This window comes from Streptomyces sp. NPDC058195, assembly GCF_042883525.1.
Taxonomy (GTDB): domain Bacteria; phylum Actinomycetota; class Actinomycetes; order Streptomycetales; family Streptomycetaceae; genus Streptomyces.
This window is the reverse complement of record NZ_JBHVVM010000002.1, coordinates 427,580-450,416: the sequence shown is the minus strand read 5'-3', so window position 1 is coordinate 450,416 and position 22,837 is coordinate 427,580. Positions and strand designations below refer to the sequence as shown.

At 71.7% G+C, this 22,837-nt stretch carries 26 protein-coding genes; 20 read left to right on the top strand and 6 right to left on the bottom strand.

Features of this window, described 5'->3' with window-relative positions; genetic code table 11:
• The first annotated feature begins 110 nt into the window (after positions 1–110).
• The 8 genes from map (at position 111) to truA (ending at position 5,346) form a co-directional block, all read left to right on the top strand.
• Positions 111–947, top strand: coding sequence for a type I methionyl aminopeptidase (map, locus tag ACFVWY_RS04100; protein ID WP_389867074.1), 837 nt, complete (start codon positions 111–113; stop codon positions 945–947).
• A gap of 179 nt (positions 948–1,126) precedes the next feature.
• Entirely contained in the window at positions 1,127–1,348 is a 222-nt protein-coding gene (infA, locus tag ACFVWY_RS04095) for a translation initiation factor IF-1 (RefSeq protein ID WP_003956442.1), read from the top strand.
• 60 nt (positions 1,349–1,408) lie between these two features.
• Positions 1,409–1,522 carry a 50S ribosomal protein L36 gene (gene rpmJ, locus ACFVWY_RS04090; RefSeq protein ID WP_003956441.1) on the top strand — a complete coding sequence of 38 codons (114 nt, stop codon included), beginning with the start codon at positions 1,409–1,411 and terminating at the stop codon, positions 1,520–1,522.
• 194 nt (positions 1,523–1,716) lie between these two features.
• Positions 1,717–2,097, top strand: coding sequence for a 30S ribosomal protein S13 (gene rpsM, locus ACFVWY_RS04085; RefSeq protein ID WP_389867072.1), 381 nt, complete (start codon positions 1,717–1,719; stop codon positions 2,095–2,097).
• A 104-nt stretch (positions 2,098–2,201) separates the two neighbouring features.
• Complete coding sequence (gene rpsK, locus ACFVWY_RS04080; RefSeq protein WP_003956432.1) at positions 2,202–2,606, top strand: 30S ribosomal protein S11; 405 nt, start codon at positions 2,202–2,204, stop codon at positions 2,604–2,606.
• A 136-nt stretch (positions 2,607–2,742) separates the two neighbouring features.
• Complete coding sequence (locus ACFVWY_RS04075; RefSeq protein ID WP_024755423.1) at positions 2,743–3,765, top strand: DNA-directed RNA polymerase subunit alpha; 1,023 nt, start codon at positions 2,743–2,745, stop codon at positions 3,763–3,765.
• A 119-nt stretch (positions 3,766–3,884) separates the two neighbouring features.
• Positions 3,885–4,385, top strand: coding sequence for a 50S ribosomal protein L17 (gene rplQ, locus ACFVWY_RS04070; protein ID WP_376686012.1), 501 nt, complete (start codon positions 3,885–3,887; stop codon positions 4,383–4,385).
• A gap of 106 nt (positions 4,386–4,491) precedes the next feature.
• The gene (gene truA, locus ACFVWY_RS04065) at positions 4,492–5,346 is read left to right on the top strand and encodes a tRNA pseudouridine(38-40) synthase TruA (RefSeq protein WP_389867070.1); all 855 of its coding nucleotides are present in this window, start codon (positions 4,492–4,494) and stop codon (positions 5,344–5,346) included.
• Between the two features lie 16 nt (positions 5,347–5,362).
• Here the strand turns inward: truA and ACFVWY_RS04060 are convergent, their stop codons facing one another.
• A complete protein-coding gene (locus ACFVWY_RS04060) occupies positions 5,363–6,217 on the bottom strand; it encodes a hypothetical protein (RefSeq protein ID WP_389867068.1) in 855 nt (284 codons plus the stop codon).
• 58 nt (positions 6,218–6,275) lie between these two features.
• Here ACFVWY_RS04060 and ACFVWY_RS04055 point away from each other — a divergent pair, with 58 nt between their 5' ends.
• The 4 genes from ACFVWY_RS04055 (at position 6,276) to glmM (ending at position 10,751) form a co-directional block, all read left to right on the top strand.
• Entirely contained in the window at positions 6,276–7,904 is a 1,629-nt protein-coding gene (locus ACFVWY_RS04055) for an ABC-F family ATP-binding cassette domain-containing protein (protein WP_389867106.1), read from the top strand.
• A gap of 226 nt (positions 7,905–8,130) precedes the next feature.
• Positions 8,131–8,574, top strand: a complete 444-nt coding sequence (gene rplM, locus ACFVWY_RS04050; protein WP_006126902.1) for a 50S ribosomal protein L13 — start codon at positions 8,131–8,133, stop codon at positions 8,572–8,574.
• 45 nt (positions 8,575–8,619) lie between these two features.
• Complete coding sequence (gene rpsI / locus ACFVWY_RS04045; protein ID WP_352281038.1) at positions 8,620–9,147, top strand: 30S ribosomal protein S9; 528 nt, start codon at positions 8,620–8,622, stop codon at positions 9,145–9,147.
• Between the two features lie 245 nt (positions 9,148–9,392).
• Positions 9,393–10,751 (top strand): phosphoglucosamine mutase, encoded by a 1,359-nt coding sequence (gene glmM / locus ACFVWY_RS04040; protein ID WP_389867066.1) that lies wholly within the window; start codon positions 9,393–9,395, stop codon positions 10,749–10,751.
• A 64-nt stretch (positions 10,752–10,815) separates the two neighbouring features.
• On the opposite strand, the gene coaA is transcribed toward glmM, so the two are convergent.
• The 4 genes from coaA to ACFVWY_RS04020 form a co-directional block, all read right to left on the bottom strand.
• Positions 10,816–11,811 carry a type I pantothenate kinase gene (gene coaA / locus ACFVWY_RS04035; protein ID WP_389867064.1) on the bottom strand — a complete coding sequence of 332 codons (996 nt, stop codon included), beginning with the start codon at positions 11,809–11,811 and terminating at the stop codon, positions 10,816–10,818.
• Between the two features lie 75 nt (positions 11,812–11,886).
• The gene (locus ACFVWY_RS04030; protein WP_389867062.1) at positions 11,887–12,387 is read right to left on the bottom strand and encodes a hypothetical protein; all 501 of its coding nucleotides are present in this window, start codon (positions 12,385–12,387) and stop codon (positions 11,887–11,889) included.
• Positions 12,388–12,639: 252 nt separating this feature from the next.
• Positions 12,640–13,623, bottom strand: coding sequence for a CU044_5270 family protein (locus tag ACFVWY_RS04025; protein WP_389867060.1), 984 nt, complete (start codon positions 13,621–13,623; stop codon positions 12,640–12,642).
• Positions 13,611–14,213: an RNA polymerase sigma factor gene (locus tag ACFVWY_RS04020; protein WP_389867058.1), complete on the bottom strand. Its 603-nt coding sequence runs from the start codon at positions 14,211–14,213 to the stop codon at positions 13,611–13,613. Before ACFVWY_RS04020 ends, ACFVWY_RS04025 begins: the two co-directional genes overlap by 13 nt.
• 174 nt (positions 14,214–14,387) lie before the next feature.
• Between ACFVWY_RS04020 and glmS the strand changes: the two genes are divergently transcribed.
• From glmS to ACFVWY_RS03980, 8 genes are all read left to right on the top strand, one after another.
• On the top strand, positions 14,388–16,235 hold the full coding sequence (gene glmS, locus ACFVWY_RS04015; protein WP_389867056.1) for a glutamine--fructose-6-phosphate transaminase (isomerizing): 1,848 nt from the start codon (positions 14,388–14,390) through the stop codon (positions 16,233–16,235).
• 45 nt (positions 16,236–16,280) lie between these two features.
• Positions 16,281–16,649 (top strand): holo-ACP synthase, encoded by a 369-nt coding sequence (locus ACFVWY_RS04010; RefSeq protein WP_389867054.1) that lies wholly within the window; start codon positions 16,281–16,283, stop codon positions 16,647–16,649.
• A 4-nt stretch (positions 16,650–16,653) separates the two neighbouring features.
• Positions 16,654–18,120: an NAD(P)H-hydrate dehydratase gene (locus tag ACFVWY_RS04005; RefSeq protein ID WP_389867052.1), complete on the top strand. Its 1,467-nt coding sequence runs from the start codon at positions 16,654–16,656 to the stop codon at positions 18,118–18,120.
• A gap of 102 nt (positions 18,121–18,222) precedes the next feature.
• Complete coding sequence (locus tag ACFVWY_RS04000) at positions 18,223–18,609, top strand: DUF488 domain-containing protein (RefSeq protein WP_389867050.1); 387 nt, start codon at positions 18,223–18,225, stop codon at positions 18,607–18,609.
• Between the two features lie 48 nt (positions 18,610–18,657).
• Complete coding sequence (alr, locus tag ACFVWY_RS03995) at positions 18,658–19,812, top strand: alanine racemase (RefSeq protein ID WP_389867049.1); 1,155 nt, start codon at positions 18,658–18,660, stop codon at positions 19,810–19,812.
• 67 nt (positions 19,813–19,879) lie between these two features.
• Positions 19,880–21,136, top strand: coding sequence for an alpha/beta fold hydrolase (locus ACFVWY_RS03990; protein WP_389867047.1), 1,257 nt, complete (start codon positions 19,880–19,882; stop codon positions 21,134–21,136).
• Positions 21,105–21,635, top strand: coding sequence for a tRNA (adenosine(37)-N6)-threonylcarbamoyltransferase complex ATPase subunit type 1 TsaE (gene tsaE, locus ACFVWY_RS03985; protein ID WP_389867045.1), 531 nt, complete (start codon positions 21,105–21,107; stop codon positions 21,633–21,635). Before ACFVWY_RS03990 ends, tsaE begins: the two co-directional genes overlap by 32 nt.
• A gap of 172 nt (positions 21,636–21,807) precedes the next feature.
• Positions 21,808–21,996: a hypothetical protein gene (locus tag ACFVWY_RS03980; protein ID WP_389867043.1), complete on the top strand. Its 189-nt coding sequence runs from the start codon at positions 21,808–21,810 to the stop codon at positions 21,994–21,996.
• A gap of 162 nt (positions 21,997–22,158) precedes the next feature.
• Here ACFVWY_RS03980 and ACFVWY_RS03975 read toward each other — a convergent pair whose 3' ends face one another.
• Positions 22,159–22,725, bottom strand: coding sequence for a L,D-transpeptidase (locus ACFVWY_RS03975; protein ID WP_389867042.1), 567 nt, complete (start codon positions 22,723–22,725; stop codon positions 22,159–22,161).
• Between the last annotated feature and the right edge of the window lie 112 nt (positions 22,726–22,837).

Sequence of the window (22,837 nt, the reverse complement as noted above, 5' to 3'; positions counted from 1 at the left end):
GCGCCCATGGGCGCCGCGGCCGACTGCGTGCGCCGTATCGTGGAACGAGTACGCCGCAGACATCACCGTTCGACGCAGATCGACGGACCGACGCAGAGAGGCGCCGCGCAATGGTGCAGATCAAGACCCCCGAGCAGATCGCCAAGATGCGTGAGGCGGGGCTGGTGGTCGCTGCCATTCACGCGGCCACCCGCGAGGCGGCGGTGCCCGGCGCCACCACGCACGACCTCGACCAGGTCGCCCGCAAGGTGATCGCCGACCACGGGGCGAAGTCGAACTTCCTCGGGTACGGCGGCTTCCCCGCGACGATCTGCACCTCGGTCAACGAGGTCGTCGTCCACGGCATCCCGGACGAGAAGACCGTCCTCAAGGACGGCGACATCATCTCCATCGACGCCGGTGCGATCGTCGACGGCTGGCACGGCGACGCCGCGTACACCGCCTTCGTGGGCACCGGACACGCTCCGGAGCTGGTCGAGCTCTCCCGGGTGACCGAGGAGTCCATGTGGGCCGGAATCGCCGCGATGAAGGTGAACAACCGCCTCGTCGACATCTCGAAGGCGATCGAGTCCTACATCCGCCGCCAGCCCCGCCCCGCCACCGGCAAGTACGGGATCATCGAGGACTACGGCGGCCACGGCATCGGCACCGAGATGCACATGGACCCGCATCTGCTGAACTACGTCGCCCGCAAGCGTGGCAAGGGCATCAAGCTCGTTCCGGGTGTCTGCCTGGCCATCGAGCCGATGGTCTCGCTCGGCACGGCGCAGACCGAGGTGCTCCAGGACGACTGGACCGTGATCACGACGGACGGAACCTGGTCCTCCCACTGGGAGCACTCCATCGCCCTCACCGAGCAGGGCCCCCTGGTCCTCACCGCCCCCGACTGCGGCCGTGCGCGGCTGGCCCCGTACGGCATCGAGGTGGCGCCGGACCCGCTGGGCTGAGTCCGTGGGGCAGAAGCCGGGCGTTCACCCGAGGTCTAAGGATCTCCCCGGCTGGGCAAACTTGACGGATTCGTCTTTTGGGGTCCGCTGACGTAGACTGACTCGTCGGCTGTCGTGCATCGGTATGTCCGCATGCGATGCCGAGAGTTGATCAAGGTAGCCGATTCGAAAGGCGAAGCGTGGCCAAGAAGCAAGGTGCCATCGAAATCGAGGGCACCGTGATCGAGTCCCTCCCGAACGCCATGTTCAAGGTGGAACTCCAGAACGGTCACAAGGTCCTCGCGCACATCAGCGGCAAGATGCGGATGCACTACATCCGTATCCTCCCGGATGACCGGGTCGTGGTGGAGCTCTCTCCGTACGACCTGACGCGTGGCCGGATCGTCTACCGCTACAAGTAGATCTTGCCTCCGCCCCGCATTCGCGAGGCGACGGCACTGACCCGGAGAACCTGACATCCCATGAAGGTCAAGCCGAGCGTCAAGAAGATCTGCGACAAGTGCAAGGTGATCCGCCGTCACGGTCGGGTCATGGTCATCTGCGACAACCTGCGCCACAAGCAGCGCCAGGGCTGACGCACGACCACCTGCATCTCGCAGCACTTCGCGCGACGCACGTAATACGTACATACGCAGAGCCCGTCCACGCTTCGGCTGACGACACCTCCGGCGGGGGCCGGGGACCTGGGCGTACCACCTCTCCTCCCGAGCGGTCGGCGTTCAGGAGCGGCACTGCGGAAGACCCCCGAACGAACAACTGGAGCCATTGAATGGCACGCGTTTCAGGTGTTGACATCCCGCGCGAAAAGCGCGTGGAGGTTGCCCTCACCTACGTCTTCGGCATCGGGCGTACCCGGTCCAAGGAGATCCTCGCCGCCACCGACGTGAACCCGAACGCTCGTGTTCGCGACCTGGCCGAAGAGGACCTGGTCAAGATCCGCGAGTACGTGGACGCCAACCTCCGCACCGAGGGTGACCTCCGCCGCGAGATCCAGGCCGACATCCGCCGCAAGGTCGAGATCGGCTGCTACCAGGGTCTGCGTCACCGCCGCGGTCTGCCGGTCCACGGCCAGCGCACCAGCACGAACGCTCGTACCCGCAAGGGCCCGCGTCGCGCGATCGCCGGCAAGAAGAAGCCGGGCAAGAAGTAGTCCTCAGCGGACGCACTGCGGTCGTCCGGTCACCGGGCATCCGCAGCAACCAGCGGTCTTCGCTGTAGGACCGATCACCTCCCCTCTCCATCTGGAGTCAAGACATGCCCCCCAAGGGTCGTCAGGGCGCAGCCAAGAAGGTGCGTCGCAAGGAAAAGAAGAACGTCGCTCACGGCCACGCGCACATCAAGAGCACGTTCAACAACACCATCGTCTCGATCACGGACCCCTCGGGCAACGTGATCTCCTGGGCCTCCGCCGGCCACGTCGGCTTCAAGGGCTCGCGCAAGTCCACCCCCTTCGCCGCGCAGATGGCCGCCGAGTCGGCCGCCCGCCGCGCGCAGGAGCACGGCATGCGCAAGGTTGACGTCTTCGTGAAGGGTCCGGGCTCCGGCCGCGAGACCGCGATCCGTTCGCTCCAGGCCACGGGCCTGGAGGTCGGCTCGATCCAGGACGTCACCCCGACGCCGCACAACGGCTGCCGTCCGCCGAAGCGCCGTCGCGTCTGATGCGTCACGGCCGGTGATGGCCGTGCGCCAGTGACGCGGATGCGGGCGGTATGTCCCTTCCGGGGCATGCCGCCCGTATCCTTGTTTCATCTGTCGGGCATCAAATAGTGGGTGCCCACGACTGAAGGATCTCCCCATGCTTATCGCTCAGCGTCCGTCGCTGACCGAAGAGGTCGTCGACGAGTTCCGCTCCCGGTTCGTGATCGAGCCGCTGGAGCCGGGCTTCGGTTACACCCTCGGCAACTCCCTCCGCCGTACGCTCCTCTCCTCGATCCCCGGTGCCGCGGTCACCAGCATCCGGATCGACGGTGTCCTGCACGAGTTCACCACCGTGCCGGGCGTCAAGGAGGACGTCACCGACCTCATCCTCAACATCAAGCAGCTGGTCGTCTCCTCGGAGCACGACGAGCCGGTCGTGATGTACCTGCGCAAGCAGGGCCCCGGCCTGGTCACCGCTGCCGACATCGCCCCGCCGGCCGGTGTCGAGGTGCACAACCCGGACCTGGTCCTCGCCACGCTCAACGGCAAGGGCAAGCTGGAGATGGAGCTGACCGTCGAGCGCGGTCGCGGCTACGTCTCCGCCGTCCAGAACAAGCAGGCGGGCCAGGAGATCGGCCGCATCCCGGTCGACTCCATCTACTCGCCGGTGCTCAAGGTCACGTACAAGGTCGAGGCGACCCGTGTCGAGCAGCGCACCGACTTCGACAAGCTGATCGTCGACGTCGAGACCAAGCAGGCCATGCGTCCCCGTGACGCCATGGCGTCGGCCGGCAAGACCCTGGTCGAGCTGTTCGGTCTGGCGCGCGAGCTCAACATCGACGCCGAGGGCATCGACATGGGCCCGTCGCCGACGGACGCCGCGCTCGCCGCCGATCTGGCACTGCCGATCGAGGAGCTGGAGCTCACGGTCCGCTCGTACAACTGCCTCAAGCGCGAGGGCATCCACTCCGTGGGTGAGCTCGTGGCCCGTTCCGAGGCCGACCTGCTCGACATCCGCAACTTCGGTGCGAAGTCGATCGACGAGGTCAAGGCGAAGCTGGCCGGTATGGGCCTCGCGCTGAAGGACTCGCCTCCCGGCTTCGACCCGACCGCCGCCGCTGACGCCTTCGGCGCCGACGACGACGCGGACGCCGGTTTCGTGGAGACCGAGCAGTACTGATCCACCCCCCGGCCGGGCTTCCCGCCCGGCCGGGTTCTTGATCTTCCGCGTGGCGTCCGCCGCGCGGGAACTGACACCGGTACCTGATACGGCCGGTGCAGCACACAAGGAGAAACACCATGCCGAAGCCCGCCAAGGGTGCCCGTCTGGGCGGCAGCGCTGCGCACGAGAAGCTTCTTCTCAACAACCTCGCGAAGTCGCTGTTCGAGCACGGCCGCATCACCACGACCGAGGCCAAGGCCCGTCGCCTGCGTCCGGTCGCCGAGCGTTTCATCACCAAGGCGAAGAAGGGCGACATCCACAACCGTCGCCTGGTGCTGCAGTCGATCACGGACAAGGGCATCGTTCACACGCTCTTCACCGAGATCGCCCCGCGGTACGAGAACCGCCCCGGTGGTTACACCCGTATCACCAAGATCGGCAACCGTCGTGGCGACAACGCCCCGATGGCGGTCATCGAGCTGGTCGAGGCGCTGACCGTGGCCCAGCAGGCCACCGGTGAGGCCGAGGCCGCCACCAAGCGCGCGGTCAAGGAAGACGCCCTCAAGAAGGACGCGGCCGAGGCCGAGGTCGTCGAGGACGCCAAGCCTGCCGACGACGCCGAGTCCAAGGACGCCTGAGCGTTCTGAGACCACTGGACGGGCCCGCATCACCCTTCGGGGCGGTGCGGGCCCGTTCCGTATGCAGCTGAGAGCGGCTGTGAGAACCCGCGGAAAGGGACCTGGGGTGAGTGACGAAGTGGAGCCCGGCTCCGTACGGGTGCGGCTGGACCTGGCGTACGACGGCAAGGACTTCTCGGGCTGGGCGAAGCAGACCTCCCGGCGGACCGTCCAGGGGGAGATCGAGGACGCGCTGCGGACGGTGACCCGGTCGGCGCGGACGTACGACCTGACCGTCGCCGGGCGGACCGATGCCGGGGTGCACGCCCGGGGGCAGGTCGCGCACGTGGACCTGCCGGACGGGGTGTGGGCGGAGCACGGGGAGAAGCTGCTGCGGCGGATGGCCGGGCGGATGGCGCCCGATGTCCGCATCCGGCGGATCGCGCCGGCGCCCGCCGGGTTCAACGCGCGGTTCTCGGCACTGTGGCGCCGTTACGCGTACCGGGTCTGCGACGCTCCCGGCGGCGTGGATCCGCTGGTGCGCGGTCATGTGCTGTGGCACGACCGGCCGTTGGACGTGGACGCCATGAACGCGGCGGCCGTCCGGATGACCGGGGAGCACGACTTCGCGGCGTACTGCAAGAAGCGTGAGGGCGCGACGACCATCCGGACGCTCCAGAAGCTGAGCTGGGAACGGGACCGGGCGACCGGGATCATGACGGCGACCGTGCAGGCGGACGCGTTCTGCCACAACATGGTGCGCGCGCTGATCGGGGCCGCGCTCTTCGTCGGAGACGGCCGACGCCCGGCCGAGTGGCCCGCCCAGGTGCTCGCGGCCGGGGTGCGCGACCCCGGGGTGCACGTGGTGCGTCCGCACGGGCTGACGCTGGAGGAGGTGGCCTACCCCGCCGACGGGCTGCTGGCCGCCCGCGCCGAGGAGGCGCGCAACGTGCGCACGCTCCCCGGAGCAGGCTGCTGCTGAGAGGCCGTCAGGGCGGTCAGTCCGTCTGGGCGGTGGCCGCGGCCGAGGCCTGGAGTTCGCCGCGGTGGCGGATCTGACGGAACGTGAAGTTCGTCAGGTCGTCACCGGTGGCGTAGACGTTCTTGTCGGCCGTGGTGACGCTCTTGCCGCTGGTGAAGCCGCTGATCGCGAAGTAGGCGTACCGGCCGTACGAGTTGGAGGTCCGGCGGCAGACCGATCCGGCCGGGCAGAAGCCCGGTACGCCCACGCCGGACAGGGTGGCGATGCTGCCGCTCGACTGCTGGGCCGCCTTCTTGGCCTGCCCCTCCGTCCGGAACACCGCGAGGCCGACGGTGACGGCGACACCGTCCTTGCTGTACGTGGCCCGGATCACCTGCTCGCAGCCGTTGTTCACCAGCACCGAGCCCAGCGCGCCCTTCGTCGTGGCGGCGCAGTTCTTCGTCTGCTGCGTCGCGCCCTTGACGTAGACGCGGTCGCCCATCGTGAGCTTCTTGCCGGGGAAGAACGCGTCGGCGGTGATGGGCGCCCGGTCCTTCTTCGCGTCGGAGACGTAGTCCTTCGGGTCCGGCGGAGGCGGCGGGGCCACCGAGGAGAAGGACGGTTCGGGCTGCGCGGTCTCCTCCGGGAGATCGCTGGGCGCGGGCAGCTCGCTCGCGTTCTTGCCGGAACCGTGAGTGGTGTCGTTCTTGTTGGCCGAGATGACCGCCGTGGCGACGGCCGCGCCGATCGCCGCGGTGGCGAGCACGCCGCCGCCGATCAGCAGCCATTTCTTGCGCCGGTTGCGCGCGGCGGACGCGTCGGCCATCGCGGTCCAGTCCGGAGTCTGTGTGCCCCCGGGCCCCCAGGAGGGCCCCCCTTGCCCATAGCTCATGCCGCGCATCCTAGAGGAGACGTAAACCGGTTGGGCCAGGGCTTCGCGGGCCGTGACAATGCTGGGTATGGGACATCTCGAAGCAGGCCATCTGGAGTACTACCTGCCGGACGGGCGGGTGCTGCTGGGCGACGTGTCGTTCCGGGTGGCGGACGGCGCGGTGGTCGCGCTGGTCGGGGCCAACGGTGCGGGCAAGACGACGCTGCTCAGACTGCTCTCCGGGGACCTCCAGCCGCAGAGCGGCTCGGTCTCGGTGAGCGGCGGGCTCGGGGTGATGCCGCAGTTCGTGGGCTCCGTGCGCGACGAGCGGACCGTACGGGACCTGCTGGTCTCCGTGTCGCCGCCGCGCATCCGGGAGGCGGCCCTGGCGGTCGACCGGGCCGAGGAGCTGATCCTCACCGTCGACGACGAGGCCGCGCAGATGACGTACGCGCAGGCGCTGAGCGACTGGGCGGAGGCGCGCGGCTACGAGGCCGAGACCGTCTGGGACATGTGCACCACGGCCGCGCTCGGCGTGCCCTACGAGAAGGCGCAGTGGCGCGAGGTGCGCACGCTCTCCGGCGGCGAGCAGAAGCGGCTGGTGCTGGAGGCCCTGCTGCGCGGCCCCGACGAGGTGCTGCTCCTGGACGAGCCCGACAACTACCTCGACGTGCCGGGCAAGCGCTGGCTGGAGGAGAAGCTGAGGGAGACCCGCAAGACGGTCCTCTTCGTCTCCCACGACCGCGAGCTGCTGTCCCGGGCCGCCGAGAAGATCGTCAGCGTGGAGCCGAGTCCGGCCGGCAGCGACGTCTGGGTGCACGGCGGCGGCTTCGGCACGTACCACCAGGCGCGCAAGGACCGGTTCGCGCGGTTCGAGGAACTGCTGCGGCGCTGGGAGGAGGAGCACGCCCGGCTGAAGGCCCTGGTCCACCGGCTGCGCCAGCAGGCGGCGATCAGCCCCGACATGGCGTCCCGCTACCGGGCGATGCAGACCCGCTTCAAGAAGTTCGAGGACGCGGGCCCGCCCCCGGAGCCGCCGCGCGAGCAGGAGATCACCATGCGGCTGCGCGGCGGCCGTACCGGCGTACGGGCCGTGACCTGCGAGAACCTTGAGCTGACCGGGCTGATGAAGCCGTTCGACCTGGAGATCTACTACGGGGAACGGGTCGCCGTGCTCGGCTCCAACGGCTCCGGTAAATCGCACTTCCTGCGCCTCCTGGCCGGTGAGGACGTGGCGCACACCGGCGCCTGGAAGCTGGGCGCCCGGGTCGTGCCGGGCCACTTCGCGCAGACCCACGCCCATCCGGAGCTGCTCGGGCACACGCTCGTCGAGATCCTCTGGAAGGAACACGCCAAGGACCGCGGCGGCGCGATGTCCGTGCTGCGCCGCTACGAGCTGGAGCGCCAGGGCGACCAGCCCTTCGAGAAGCTGTCCGGCGGGCAGCAGGCCCGCTTCCAGATCCTGCTCCTGGAGCTGGCCGGCACGACCGCGCTGCTCCTGGACGAGCCGACGGACAACCTGGACCTGGAGTCGGCCGAGGCGTTGCAGGAGGGGCTGGAGGCGTACGAGGGGACGGTGCTCGCCGTCACCCACGACCGCTGGTTCGCGAAGTCCTTCGACCGTTATCTCGTCTTCGGGTCGGACGGCGAGGTGCGCGAGACGGCGGAGCCGGTGTGGGACGAGCGCAGGGTGCGGCGGGCGCGGTAGGGGCGGCACGTTTTGACCCGTCCGGGGCGGGGCGGGTAGTGTCTGCGGTTGTTATGCGCATGGGCTGCGTGTTCTCACGCGAAGGGCCCCTGCGTAAGTTCTCTGGAGCAGTTACCAGTGGCTCGCATACGGGCAGCGTTCCCGGCATTGTGGGCCCCAGCTGCATGATCGCTTCAGAGGTGTCGTGTATATGGACCCCATCCACTGAAGAAGCGAAGGCTACGAAGTGCGTACGTACAGCCCCAAGCCCGGCGATGTCACTCGCCAGTGGCACATCATTGACGCTCAGGACATCGTCCTGGGCCGTCTGGCGACCACGGCCGCGAACCTCCTCCGCGGCAAGCACAAGGCGATCTACGCCCCCCACATGGACATGGGCGACTTCGTCATCATCATCAACGCCGACAAGGTTCACCTGTCCGGCAACAAGAAGACCCAGAAGATGGCGTACCGCCACTCCGGGTTCCCGGGTGGTCTCCGCTCCGTCCGTTACGACGAGCTTCTCGCCAAGAACCCTGAGAAGGCTGTCGAGAAGGCCATCAAGGGCATGATCCCCAAGAACACCCTGGGCCGTCAGGTGCTCTCGAAGCTCAAGGTCTACGCGGGCGACCAGCACCCGCACGCTGCTCAGCAGCCGGTCCCGTTCGAGATCACCCAGGTCGCGCAGTAGTTCCGGCCTCCCCCCTAAGACCAAAAGAAAGATCTGAGGAGAATCGTGGCCGAGACCACTGTTGAGAACCCCGTAGAGGGCACCGAGGGCGAGGAGATCTTCGCCGAGGTGACCACCTTCGAGTCCGAGGTTCCCGTCGAGGGCGAGTACACCAGCGAGTCGCTGGCCTCCCGCTTCGGCGACCCGCAGCCCGCCGCCGGCCTGGGCCGTCGGAAGAACGCCATCGCCCGCGTCCGGATCGTTCCGGGCTCCGGCAAGTGGAAGATCAACGGTCGCACCCTTGAGGACTACTTCCCCAACAAGGTGCACCAGCAGGAAGTCAACGAGCCCTTCAAGGTGCTTGAGCTTGACGACCGCTACGACGTCATCGCCCGCATCTCGGGTGGCGGCGTCTCGGGTCAGGCCGGTGCCCTGCGCCTCGGCGTGGCCCGTGCGCTGAACGAGGCCGACGTGGACAACAACCGTCCCGCGCTGAAGAAGGCCGGCTTCCTCTCCCGCGACGACCGTGCGGTCGAGCGCAAGAAGGCCGGTCTCAAGAAGGCCCGTAAGGCCCCGCAGTACAGCAAGCGCTAATCCGCCTGCTTACCTGCTGTACACGTTCGCCCCGGCGGCACACCTCGTGCTGCCGGGGCGTTCGTTTATCGGCACCCCCGGGCGTATAACGGCATAAGGCGTTCATAGGCTCTTTTCTGCGGCATTGCGTCGATCACGTGGTGTCGCGGGAACCGGTGGCGGGTGTGCGGTGTTGTGCGCGCCGTGTGCTGTGCCGCTTTGGTTGATTTGGTTGTGCGGTTTCGGAGCATCTTCGGAGGACACCAGTGGGACGACTCTTCGGCACGGACGGTGTGCGCGGTGTCGCCAATGCGGATCTGACGGCCGAGCTGGCGCTCGGTCTCTCGGTCGCGGCGGCGCATGTTCTCGCCGAGCACGGCACCCACGACGGGGCCCGGCCGACCGCCGTGGTGGGCCGGGATCCACGGGCCTCCGGAGAGTTCCTGGAAGCCGCGGTGGTGGCCGGGCTCGCCAGCGCCGGTGTGGACGTCCTGCGCGTCGGTGTGCTGCCCACCCCGGCGGTGGCGTACCTCACCGGCGCACTGGGCGCCGACCTCGGTGTGATGCTCTCCGCGAGCCACAACGCCATGCCGGACAACGGTGTCAAGTTCATCGCCCGCGGCGGTCACAAGCTCTCCGACGAGCTGGAGGACCGGATCGAGACGCTGTACCGCCAGCACCGCGGCGGTGAGCCGTGGGAGCGCCCGACCGGTGCCGGGGTGGGGCGGGTCACCGAGTACACGGAGGGCTTCGACCGTTACGTGGCCCACCTGGTCGCGGTCCTGCCGAACCGGCTCGACGGGCTGAAGGTGGTGCTCGACGAGGCGCACGGGGCGGCTGCCCGGGTCTCGCCGGAGGCCTTCGCGCGGGCGGGTGCCGAGGTGATCACCCTCGGGGCCGACCCGAACGGCCTGAACATCAACGACGGCTGCGGCTCCACCCACCTGGAGCCGCTGAAGGCGGCCGTCGTCGAGCACGGCGCCGACTTCGGCATCGCGCACGACGGCGACGCCGACCGCTGCCTGGCCGTGGACGCCTCGGGCGAGGAGGTCGACGGCGACCAGATCCTCGCCGTCCTGGCCCTCGCCATGCGCGAGGAGGGTCTGCTGCGCAAGGACACCGTGGTCGGCACCGTGATGTCCAACCTCGGCTTCAAGATCGCGATGGAGCGGGAGGGCATCCAGCTCGTCCAGACCGCCGTCGGCGACCGTTACGTGCTGGAGTCGATGAAGGCCGAGGGCTACGCGCTCGGCGGCGAGCAGTCCGGCCACGTCATCGTGCTGGACCACGCCACGACCGGCGACGGCACGCTGACCGGGCTGCTGCTGGCGGCCCGGGTCGCCGCCACCGGCCGTACGCTCGCCGACCTGGCCGGGGTGATGCAGCGGCTGCCGCAGCTGCTGATCAACGTCCGCGACGTCGACAAGTCCCGGGTCGGCAGCTCCCCGGAGATCGCCGCGGCCGTCGCCGAGGCCGAGCGCGAGCTGGGCTCCACCGGCCGGGTGCTGCTGCGCCAGTCGGGCACGGAGCCGCTGGTGCGGGTCATGGTCGAGGCCGCCGACATCGAGCAGGCACGGGCCGTCGCCGAGCGGCTGGCCGATGTGGTGAAGTCCGCGCTGGGCTGAGCCGTCCCACGGCCGCCAGGCGGGTTCGCGGACGCGGGCCCGCCCAGGCGGCGGCCGGTGCCGGTCAGAGTTTGCGCAGGGAGAGCCGCTGGACCTTGTGGTCCGGGCCCTTGCGGAGAACCAGGGTGGCGCGGCCCCGGGTGGGGGCGACGTTCTCCACCAGGTTGGGCTTGTTGACGGTCCGCCACATCGTCGCCGCGTACTCCATGGCCTCCTCCTCGGAGACCTGGGTGTACCTGCGGAAGTACGACGACGGGTCCTGGAACGCCGTGTCACGCAGTTTGCGGAAGCGGTTGAGGTACCAGCTCTCGATGTCCTCGGTGCGGGCGTCCACGTACACGCTGAAGTCGAAGTAGTCGGCGAGGCCGACCCTGGTCCGGCCGTCCTTGCCGGGCAGCGCGGGCTGGAGGACGTTGAGACCCTCGACGATCAGGATGTCGGGGCGGCGCACGCTGAGGCGCTCGTCCGGCACGATGTCGTAGATCAGGTGCGAGTAGACGGGCGCCGTCACCTCGTCCTTGCCCGCCTTGATGTCGGCGACGAAGCGGGTCAGGGCACGGCGGTCGTACGACTCGGGGAAGCCCTTGCGGGACATCAGGCCCCGGGCCCGCAGCTCCCTCATCGGCAGCAGGAAGCCGTCGGTGGTCACCAGCTCGACGCGGGGGTGCTCGGGCCAGCGGGCCAGCAGCGCCTGGAGGATGCGCGCGCTGGTCGACTTGCCGACCGCGACACTGCCCGCGACGCCTATGACGAACGGGGTGCCGCGCTGGGCGCCGTGGCCGTTGCCCGCGTCGCCGAGGAAGGTGTTCAGCGCGCCGCGCAGGCCCGAGGTGGCCTGGACGTAGAGGTTGAGGAGCCGGGAGAGCGGCAGGTAGACGTCCCGTACCTCGTCGAGGTCGATGACGTCGCCCAGGCCGCGCAGCCGCTCCACCTCCTCGGCGGTCAGCGGCAGCGGCGTCTTGTCGCGCAGGGCGCTCCATTCGGCGCGGGACAGGTCGACGTACGGCGTCGCCGCGTGCTCGGCGCGTCGGTGGGTGCTCCGTGGCGGCGAAGTGATCACGGGTTCATTGTCGCGGGAGTCCGGCCGCGGTGGGGGGTGGGCTCGGTCACGTGGGGTACGCCGGGCCGTCCGCGCTCAGTCCACCTTCCTGAGCACGCAGAGGTCCCCGTTGTCGGGGTCGCCGATGGAGGTCCACAGCACGGGGGCGTCGCCGCTGCCCCAGGCGTAGAGGCTGCCGCCGATGTCCCCGCCGTCGTACGTGCCGGTGAAGCGGAGGGTGATTTCGGTGCCGCCGTCCTGGTCTATCCGGTCGAAGGCGCTCCACTCTCCCGTCCCGGAGAGCCTGGACGGGAGCGTGGATCCGGAGCCGACGGCGCTGCCGGAGCCGCGGTAGTCGCCGCAGGCCTCCGTGGCGCTGAGGCTGCCGTCCGCGGCGACGACGAGGATGCCGCCGCGGTCGTCCTGCCAGGTTCCGGTCAGTTCGTTCGAGGTGAGGGTGAGCGGGGCGCCGTCCGGTACCGGGGGGGCGTTCACGTAGCGCAGGCCGAGCACCAGGACGATCAGGCTCAGGGGGACCAGGACGACGAGGACCGCTCCGGTGACCGCGCCTATCAGGACACCGGCCCAGACCGGCACCCGGGGCGAAGCCTGAGGCGGTGGCGGCGCAACCGGGACGGGGGGCGGCGGCGGGAGGGCTCGGAGATCCCATGCCGGTCTGCGCGGTGCTTCGTCTGTTTCCCCGGCGCCGGACACGCGCCCACCCCCCCCAGGTGTTCGGACGGCGAACGCGTACGGGCATCGCCGTGCCGTCATCATGCACCCGCGGGCAGCGGTTGTCGGCGGCGGGGCCGGTGTCCGCACCCCCGTGGTGGACACCGGCCCCGGGGCTCAGGGCTTCTCGCCCTTGCCGTCCACGACCGAGGCCTCGACCAGGGCCTCGGTGACCAGGATCTGCCCGGCCGTGAGCCTGAACGCGGGGCCCGGCGTTCCTCTGCCGGAGAGCCGGTAGGTATAGCTCTCGGTCACCACGGCGCGCCGGCCCGCGTAGTGGAAGCCGCGCGGGTCGAGCAGGATCTCCCGCTGCTCGCGGCGGCCTTCCTCCTTCCGGGTGATGGCGATGGCCTCGCGCCCGGCGGCGTCCTTCACCAGGCGGCCGGTGACGTGGACGCCGGGGATGGTGGCCGTGGCCCGGTAGATCCGGGCGAGGGCGGCCGGGGCGATCGGGTAGGTCCCGACCATCAGGCTGACCGCACGGAAACTGTGCTGGGCCGTGGTCTCGGGCGGGTCCGCGGCCGTGTGGCCGGTCGGGTAGAGGGCACGGGCCCTCTCCAGCAGCCGGACCGGGTCGTCGGGCAGCGCGTTGGCGGTGCGGTAGACCTGGCGCGCGGTGCGGTAGTCGGTGTCCTCGCCCTTCCTGGCCGCGGCGGAGTTGTCGTAGGGCACCCAGTCGCGCACGTAGGTGACGGGGCTCAGCGAGGCGCCGTCCGGGCCGCCTTCGGAGGACGCCTGCGCCGTCCTGGTGTAGATCCACTGATCGTCGAGCGGCTCCGGCCCGGCCGGCTGCCGCTCCAGGGTGTCGGCGGCCCGGTCCAGCACCTCGGCCACGTCCTCCAGCCGCAGTGTCCCGGACGCCGAGGCGGGGCCGGAACGGCCGGGCGCGGCGGCGTCCACGATCCGGGTGCCGAGCGCCGCCGCGACGGTGATCGCCACGGCCGCGCCGACCGCGGCGAGGCGCCAGTCGGCCCGCAGCCGCCGGGCGCGGCGGCCCGACGAGGCGGCGTCGAGGAGTCGCCGGCGGCCCGGGGCGAGCGCTCCGCGACCGGGGACGGGCGCGTCGGCGCGGAACTCGCGCAGCTGGGTCATTTCGTCCATGACGAGGTCAGCTCCATGGCGTCGGGCGTGAACGAGGGATCGGCGCCGAGGGCCTCGCGGACCTTGCGGCGGGCGCGGTTGAGCCGGGACCGTACGGTGCCGAGCGGGATGCCCAGGGCCTCGGCGACCTCCTGGTAGGCGAGGTCGGCCCAGGCGACGAGCAGCAGCACATGGCGATCGCCCGGGGAGAGCGTGGCGAGCGCCGAGGCCAGGGGCGTCCGGGCGGAGATCCGCTCGTCGCAGCGCTCGCTCCAGGAGTCGGCCACCGGGTCACGGCCGGTCCGCGCCAGGGCCCGCAGCCCGCGCTCCTCGCCGCGCCGGTGCTTGCCGATGAGGTTCGCGGCGATGCCGTACAGCCAGGGACGGGCGCTGCGGCGGGAGCCGTCGTAGCGGTGCCGGGTCCGGAAGGCGATGAGGAAGGTGTCCGCCGTGATGTCGTCCGCCGTGCTCGTCCCGAGACGGCGGGCGGCGTAACGGTGGATCTCCGGCGCGTGGCGGTCGTAGAGACCGGCGAAGGTCTCGGGCTCCTCCAGCGAGCGGGCGATCAGCCCGGCGTCGTCGTCGTGCGGGCTGGCCGGTGGTCCCGTCACATCGGCTCCTGGGGTTCGGCGGGAAAGCGTGACGCCCCCTGTTCCCCGCTGGGGACGGAAAGGTTCACGGCTTCGGTTGCGCGCCCCGGGCGCGGCCGCCGTCCTCCCCGCCGTGCCGTGGGGCTTCTGCGACGATGCGGGAAGAGGGGGCGAACAGGCAGGGAAAGGAACGGTATGTGCGGAATCGTCGGTTACGTCGGTGGGCAGTCGGCGCAGGACATCGTCCTCGCAGGTCTGAAGCGCCTGGAGTACCGGGGCTACGACTCGGCGGGGCTCGCTGTGCTCGCGGACGGCGGGCTGGCCGCCGCCAGGAAGGCGGGCAAGCTCGTCAACCTGGAGAAGGCGCTGACCGAGGCGCCGCTCCCGGCCGGTACCACCGGGATCGGGCACACCCGATGGGCCACCCACGGCGCCCCCACCGACGCCAACGCCCATCCGCACCTGGACAACGCGGGCCGGGTGGCCGTCGTGCACAACGGGATCATCGAGAACTTCGCCGCCCTGCGCGCCGAACTCGCCGGACGCGGCCACGATCTGGCCTCCGAGACCGACACCGAGGTCGTCGCCCATCTCCTCGCCGAGGCCTACTCCTCCTGCGCCGACCCGGCGGAGGCCATGCGCCAGGTCTGCCGCCGCCTCGAAGGCGCCTTCACGCTCGTCGCCGTACTCGCGGACGCGCCGGACACGGTGGTCGGGGCGCGGCGCAACTCCCCGCTGGTGGTGGGGGTGGGGGAGGGCGAGTCGTTCCTGGCCTCCGACGTCGCCGCGTTCATCGCGCACACCCGCTCCGCGATCGAGCTGGGCCAGGACCAGGTGGTCGAGCTGCGCCGCGAAGGGGTCACCGTCACCGGCTTCGACGGGCGGCCCGCCGAGGTCCGCGCGTACCACGTGGACTGGGACGTCTCCGCCGCCGAGAAGGGCGGCCACGACTCCTTCATGGACAAGGAGATCGCCGAGCAGCCCCAGGCCGTCGCCGACACGCTGCTCGGCCGGACCGACGGCGAGGGCTCGCTCCGCCTCGACGAGGTCCGCATCCCGCCGCACGAGCTGCGCGAGATCGACAAGATCGTCATCGTGGCCTGCGGCACCGCCTTCCACGCCGGGATGATCGCCAAGTACGCCATCGAGCACTGGACCCGCGTCCCCTGTGAAACCGAGCTGGCCAGCGAGTTCCGCTACCGCGACCCGATCCTCGACCACCGCACCCTGGTCGTGGCGATCTCGCAGTCCGGCGAGACGATGGACACCCTGATGGCGCTGCGGCACGCCCGCGAGCAGGGCGCCCGGGTCCTCGCGATCTGCAACACCAACGGCTCCACCATCCCCCGGGAGTCCGACGCCGTGCTCTACACGCACGCCGGGCCCGAGGTCGCCGTCGCCTCCACCAAGGCCTTCCTCACCCAGCTGGTGGCCTGCTATCTGGTCGCGCTGTACCTGGGCCAGGTCCGGGGCACGAAGTGGGGCGACGAGATCCGCACCGTCGTCCGCCAGCTCTCCGCGGTCCCCGGCGCCGTCGAGCGCGTCCTGGCGGACATGGCGCCGGTACGGGCCCTGGCCCGCTCCCTCGCCGACCGCGGCACCGTCCTCTTCCTGGGCCGCCACGTCGGCTACCCGGTGGCCCTGGAGGGCGCGCTGAAGCTGAAGGAACTCGCGTACATGCACGCCGAGGGGTTCGCCGCCGGAGAGCTCAAGCACGGGCCGATCGCGCTCGTCGAGGAGGGCCTCCCGGTCGTCGTGGTGGTGCCCGCGCCGCGCGGCCGGTCGGTGCTGCACGACAAGATCGTGTCGAACATCCAGGAGATCCGGGCCCGCGGCGCCCGCACCATCGTCATCGCCGAGGAGGGCGACGAGACGGTGGCCCCGTACGCCGACCATCTGATCCGCGTCCCCATTACGCCTACGCTGCTTCAGCCGCTGGTCTCGACCGTGCCGCTCCAGGTCTTCGCCTGCGAGCTGGCACGGGCCCGCGGCAACGACGTGGACCAGCCGCGCAATCTGGCGAAGTCCGTGACCGTGGAGTAGCCGGGCGGCGAGCGGGCCGCCCGGCGAGGGATGAGGGGAACGCGCGTGATCATCGGGGTCGGGATCGACGTGGCCGAGATCGAACGGTTCGACGCCGCGCTGGAGCGCACGCCCCAGCTGGCCGAACGGCTCTTCGTGGAACAGGAGCTGACGCTGCCCAGCGGCGAGCGGCGCGGGATCGCCTCGCTCGCCGCCCGGTTCGCCGCGAAGGAGGCCCTGGCGAAGGCGCTCGGCGCGCCCGCGGGGCTGCTGTGGACCGACGCCGAGGTGTACGTCGAGGACAGCGGGCAGCCCCGGCTGCGGGTCCGCGGCACCGTCGCCGCCCGCGCCGCCGAACTGGGCGTACGGCACTGGCACGTCTCGCTGAGCCACGACGCGGGGGTGGCGTCGGCCGTGGTGATCGCGGAGGGTTGAGCACATGCGTACCGCCTACAGCGTCGAGACCGTACGGGCCGCCGAGCGGGCCCTGATGGACCGGCTCCCCGAGGGAACCCTGATGCGCCGCGCCGCCGCCGGGCTCGCCGCCGTCTGCACCGACGTCCTGCGCGGGCGCGGCCGGGTGTACGGGGCCCGGGTCGTCCTCCTGGTCGGCAGCGGCGACAACGGGGGTGACGCGCTGTACGCGGGCGCGCTCCTCGCCCGGCGGGGCGCCGGAGTACGCGCCGTGCTCACCGCGCCCGACCGCGCCCACCCGGGTGGCCTGGCGGCACTCCGCGCCGCAGGGGGGCGCACCGCGGACGACACGGATCTCCGGGGCCCGGACCTGTGGGGCGGCCACCTCGATCTGCTGGTGGACGGCATCACGGGCATCGGCGGCCGGGGCGGACTGCGCCCGGAGGCCGCCGTCCTCGTGCGGTCCCTGGCGGCCACCGGCGCGCCCCTCGTCGCCGTGGACCTGCCCAGCGGGGTCGAGGCCGCTACCGGGGAGGTGCGCGGCGAGGCGGTCCGCGCCGATGTGACGGTCACCTTCGGCACGTACAAGCCGGGCCTGCTCGTCGACCCGGCCGCCGAACGGACCGGGGCGCTGCACCTCGTCGACATCGGGCTCGGCCCCGAACTGCCCGCCGTGCCCGAGCTGGAGGCGCTCCAGTACGCGGATGTCGCCGCGCTGCTGCCGGAGCCGGCCGCCGAGAGCGACAAGTACCGGCGCGGGGTCGTCGGCGTCGTCGCCGGGTCCGCCCGCTATCCGGGCGCGGCGGTGCTGGCCGTCTCCGGGGCGCTGCGGGGCGGGGCCGGTGCGGTGCGGTACGTCGGTCCGGGCGCGGACGCGGTGATCGCCCGGCATCCGGAGACGCTGGTGCACGCCGGGCCGCCGTCGCGGGCGGGGCGGGTGCAGTCCTGGGTCGTCGGACCCGGGATCGGTGACGGCTCGGAGGCCTCCGAGGCGGTCCGGAACGTACTGGCGGCCGAGGTCCCGGTGCTGGTGGACGCGGACGGGCTGCGGCTGCTGGACGTCGCCGCGGTCCGGGCCCGCCCCGCGCCGACCGTGCTCACCCCGCACGCCGGGGAGGCCGCCGCGCTGCTCGGCGCCACCCGTGACGAGGTCGAGGCGGGGCGGCTGACCGCCGTACGGGAACTGGCCGCACGCTACCGCGCCACGGTCCTGCTCAAGGGTTCGACGACCCTGGTCGCCGCCCCGGACCCGGACGTTCCGGTACGGGTCAACCCGACCGGCACGCCCTGGCTGGCCACCGCGGGCAGCGGCGACGTGCTCTCCGGGCTGACGGGCTCCCTGCTGGCCGCGGGCCTCGACCCGCGCGACGCCGCGTCCACCGGTGCCCACCTGCACGGACTCGCCGCCCGTCGCGCCGCGGACGGCGGCCCGGTCACCGCCCAGGACGTCGCCGAAGCGATTCCCGCGGCATGGCGGGACGTCCGGGCCTGAGCGATCCTGACCGCAGGACCGCAGGACCGCAGGACCGCAGGACCGCAGGACCGCAGGACCGCAGGACCCCAGGACCCCAGGACCCCAGGCAGGAGGTACTCCGTGGCCAGCAGCGACGTACGCGTACGCCGGGTGTACGAGCCGAAGGAGGACGCCGACGGCACCCGCGTCCTGGTCGACCGGCTCTGGCCGCGCGGCGAGTCCAAGGAGCGCGCCGCGATCGACAAGTGGCTCAAGGACGTCACCCCCTCGTCCGAGCTGCGTTCCTGGTACCACGCGGACCGTACCGGCACCCGCTACGACGAGTTCGCCGAGCGCTACCGGACCGAACTGACCGACCCGGTCCACGAGGCGGCCGTCCGGGAGCTGGTCGAACTCGTCGAGGAGGGCGGCCCGGTGACACTGGTCACCGCCGTCAAGGACGTGGAGCACAGCCACGTCCCGGTCCTCGTCGACCACCTGGAGCACGCGCTGCGCCACCGCCGCTGAGCCGGACGCCCACCAGCCCCGCCCCCGGGCTCTGAGAGACTGGGCGCGATGAACGAGACAGCGTCCTTGAGAGCCCGAGCCGAGATCGACCTCGCCGCACTGCGCGCCAACGTGCGTGTGCTGCGCGCTCGGGCAGGGGGCGCGCAGCTCATGGCCGTCGTCAAGTCCGACGCGTACGGGCACGGAGCGGTGCCCTGCGCCCGTGCCGCGCTGGAGGCCGGGGCGACCTGGCTGGGCACCGCGACCCCGCACGAGGCGCTGGCGCTGCGGGAGGCCGGGCTCGGCGGCCGGGTCATGTGCTGGCTGTGGACGCCGGGCGGCCCCTGGCGCGAGGCGATCGAGGCCGACATCGACGTATCGGTGAGCGGGATGTGGGCGCTGCGCGAGGTCGTCGCCGCTGCCACCGGGGCGGGCGTCCCGGCCCGTGTCCAGCTCAAGGCCGACACCGGCCTGGGCCGCAACGGCTGCCAGCCCGCCGACTGGCCGGAACTGGTCGGCGCCGCCCGTGCCGCCGAGGAGGCGGGCACCCTCAGGATCACCGGCCTGTGGTCCCACTTCGCCTGTGCCGACGAGCCCGGCCACCCCTCCATCCAGGCCCAGCTGACCGCCTTCCGGGACATGGTGGCGTACGCCGAGAAGGCGGGCGTCCGGCCCGAGGTGCGGCACATGGCCAACTCCCCGGCGACGCTGACGCTCCCCGAGGCCCACTTCGACCTGGTGCGCACCGGGATCGCGATGTACGGCATCTCGCCCAGCCCGGAGCTGGGCACCCCGGCCGACTTCGGGCTGCGCCCCGTGATGCGGCTCGTCGCCTCGGTGGCCCTGGTCAAGCAGGTGCCGGCCGGTCACGGGATCAGTTACGGCCACCACTACACGACCAGCACCGGGACCACCCTGGGCCTGGTGCCGGTCGGCTACGCGGACGGCATCCCGCGCCATGCCTCCGGCCGGGGCCCGGTCCTGGTCGGCGGCTCGGTGCGGCGGGTCGCGGGCCGGGTGGCCATGGACCAGTTCGTCGTCGACCTGGAGGGCGACGTGGTCGAGGTCGGCAGCGAGGCGGTGCTCTTCGGCGCGGGGGACCGGGGCGAGCCCACCGCCGAGGACTGGGCGCGGGCGGCCGACACGATCGCGTACGAGATCGTCACCCGGATCGGCACCCGCGTACCCAGGGTGCATCTGAACGGCGTCCCGGCCGGGGCCTGACCCGGACGGCGGGCCCGGGGCCTGACCCGGCGGACATGAGCGACGGACCGACAAGGAGCGCGGCACGGTGAGCGAGAGCGGTGCGGGGGACGCGGCGGTGACGGCCGCCTCGGCGGCCGGCTGGCGCCGGGCGGGCATCGCCGGTGCGGCCATAGGCGTGCTCGCGGCCGGTGCCGCCGCCGGTGTCGCGGTCGAGCGGCTCACCGTCGGCCGGAGCATGCGCAGGAAGGCCCGGCTGGCACTGGACACCACGGGCCCCTACGGCTCGCTGCGCGGGCTGCCGGGCCGGGCCGCGGCCGACGACGGCACCGAGCTGTACTACGAGGTCGACGAGGTCGAAGAGGGCGACGGAGGCGAGGCGGACGGCGGCCCGGGGAGCACCGCGTCCGCCCCCGGCCCCCGCCGCCGCAGGCTCTTCGGCCGTAAGGACCCCGCGCCCGTCACCGTCGTCTTCAGCCACGGCTACTGCCTCAGCCAGGACTCCTGGCACTTCCAGCGGGCGGCGCTGCGCGGCCTGGTCCGCACCGTCCACTGGGACCAGCGCAGCCACGGCCGCTCGGAGCGCGGCCGGGCCCAGACGGACGGCGTCCCCCTCGGCATCGACCAGCTGGGCCGGGATCTGAAGGCGGTCATCGACGCGGCGGCCCCCGAGGGCAGGCTGGTGCTGGTCGGGCACTCGATGGGCGGCATGACGGTGATGGCGCTGGCCGCCCGGTACCCCGAGCTCATCCGGGACCGGGTCGCCGCGGTCGCCTTCGTCGGCACGTCCAGCGGACGGCTCGGCGAGGTCACCTTCGGGCTGCCGACCGCGGGCGTGAACGCGGTGCGGCGGGTGCTGCCCGGGGTGCTCAGGGCGCTGGGCTCGCAGACGGAGCTGGTGGAGCGGGGCCGCCGGGCGACCGCGGACCTCTTCGCCGGGCTGATCAAGCGGTACTCGTTCGGCTCGCGGGACGTCGATCCGGTGGTGGAACGGTTCGCCGAGCGGCTGATCGAGTCCACCCCGATCGATGTGGTCGCCGAGTTCTACCCCGCGTTCACCGAGCACGACGAGAGCGGCGCGCTGCCCGCCTTCCGCTCGGTGCCGGTGCTGATCCTGGCGGGTGACAAGGACCTCATCACGCCCAGCTCGCACAGCGAGGTCATCGCCGACCAGCTCCCGGACGCGGAGCTGGTCATCGTGCCGGACGCCGGTCACCTGGTGATGCTGGAGCATCCCGAGACGGTCACGGACCGGCTTGCGGACCTGCTGGTACGCGTCGGAGCGGTACCGGCAGCGACTAACGTGGGCGGACATGGAAGCACCGCACACCAGCACGGCGACTGAGGCGGGCGACACCGCCGCACCGGACACGGTCTCCGTGGACCTGGCCGTCGAATCCCCCGAACAGATGCAGGAGCTGGGCCGCCGGATCGCCGCGGTCCTGCGCCCCGGTGACCTCGTGATGCTCAGCGGCGAGCTGGGCGCCGGGAAGACGACGCTGACCCGGGGGCTCGGCGAGGGCCTGGGCGTCCGCGGCGCGGTCACGTCCCCCACCTTCGTGATCGCCCGCGTCCACCCCCCGCTGGGCGGCGGCCCGGCCCTGGTACACGTCGACGCGTACCGCCTGGGCGGCGGGCTCGACGAGATGGAGGACCTGGACCTGGACGTGTCGCTGCCGGACTCCGTGGTGGTCGTGGAGTGGGGCGACGGCAAGGTGGAGGAGCTGTCCGAGGACCGTCTGCGGGTGGTCATCGAACGTGCGGTCGGCGACACGGACGACGAGCGGCGCGCCGTGACCCTGATCGGGACCGGGGCGCGCTGGGCGGGACTGCGCGAGGTCTGAGACCGGGCGGCCCGGCGCTTCGGGGGCGAGGCGCCGGGGGAGCGCGGGGCCGGATTCCGACAGGCTGTCGGCATATTGTTGCGCGCGGCGGGGCGGGCGTGTTCACATGGATGACGAGAGCGGAGTTAGGTCTGCCTAACCACGCCTTCCACCAGAGCCTCAGGAGGCATCCATGACGATGTCCGCCGAACACGAAACGACGCCGCCGTCGATGAAGGACCTGCTGGCGGCCTGTGCCGCGGCCACGGCGGTCTCCACACCGCCGTCCGGGGACGGGCGGGAGGAGGCCCCGGCCGCCGCGTCCGTGCCCGCCGTCACCCCGGCGCCCCGCGCGGACCCGGGCCTCGAACGGGCCTCCTGAGGCGTCATCCCTGGCGGGCGTGCGAGGACAGCCACGGCACCTCGCCGCGTTGCCGGAACGCCCGGATGCATCCGGTATTCGGGCGTCCCTCCGCCGTGCGAGGCACCGCGTCCGACGCCGCACGCTGATCCGCCAGGGACGTACGGGACAGCCCTCGGGGCGTTACGGGACGACGATCACCTTGGTGTTCACCCCGGCGAACTCCCACAGGACGTCCCCGTCGTCCCGGCCCATCCGCACGCCGCCCGTCTTCAGCGTCGGGTCCGGGCTCTCCATCGTCCCGTCCACCGCCGCGCTGAACCCGATGGCGACGTTGTCCACCAGCGCGAACCGCACCACGTGCTCGATCATCACACCGTCCGAGCCCTTGGTCGGGGCGCCCTGACGGGTGTCCACCTGGTACGTCCCCGGCTTCGGGCTCAGCGCGCTCGGCATGACCGGGAAGGTCCTGAGCACCTTCCCGGCCTCGTCGACGAGCCAGACCCGGCGGCTCTCCAGGGCGTACACGACGCGCTGCCCGGTGCCGGAGTGCGCGGGGAGCGCGGCCGGGCGCGGCTTCTTCTCCTTGGGCTTGGCGTCCTCGGTGCTCGAGACCGCGCCGGAAGGCGAGGGCTGGGGGGCCGCCAGGTTGTCGGGGACGTTGGCCGATGCCTGGAAGGCCAGGAACCCGACCGCGGCCAGTGCCGCCGCAGTGAGCCCGGCCACGATTCCCGAGCTGCCCTTGGACACCGTGCGCGCCCCTTTCGCTTCCGTATGTCATACAAGCGTCTAGCGTGTACGTCGTACCCGCGTGTGCACGGTGACGGTAGCAGCCAGGGCCGGTCGCACCGGGACGCCGGAC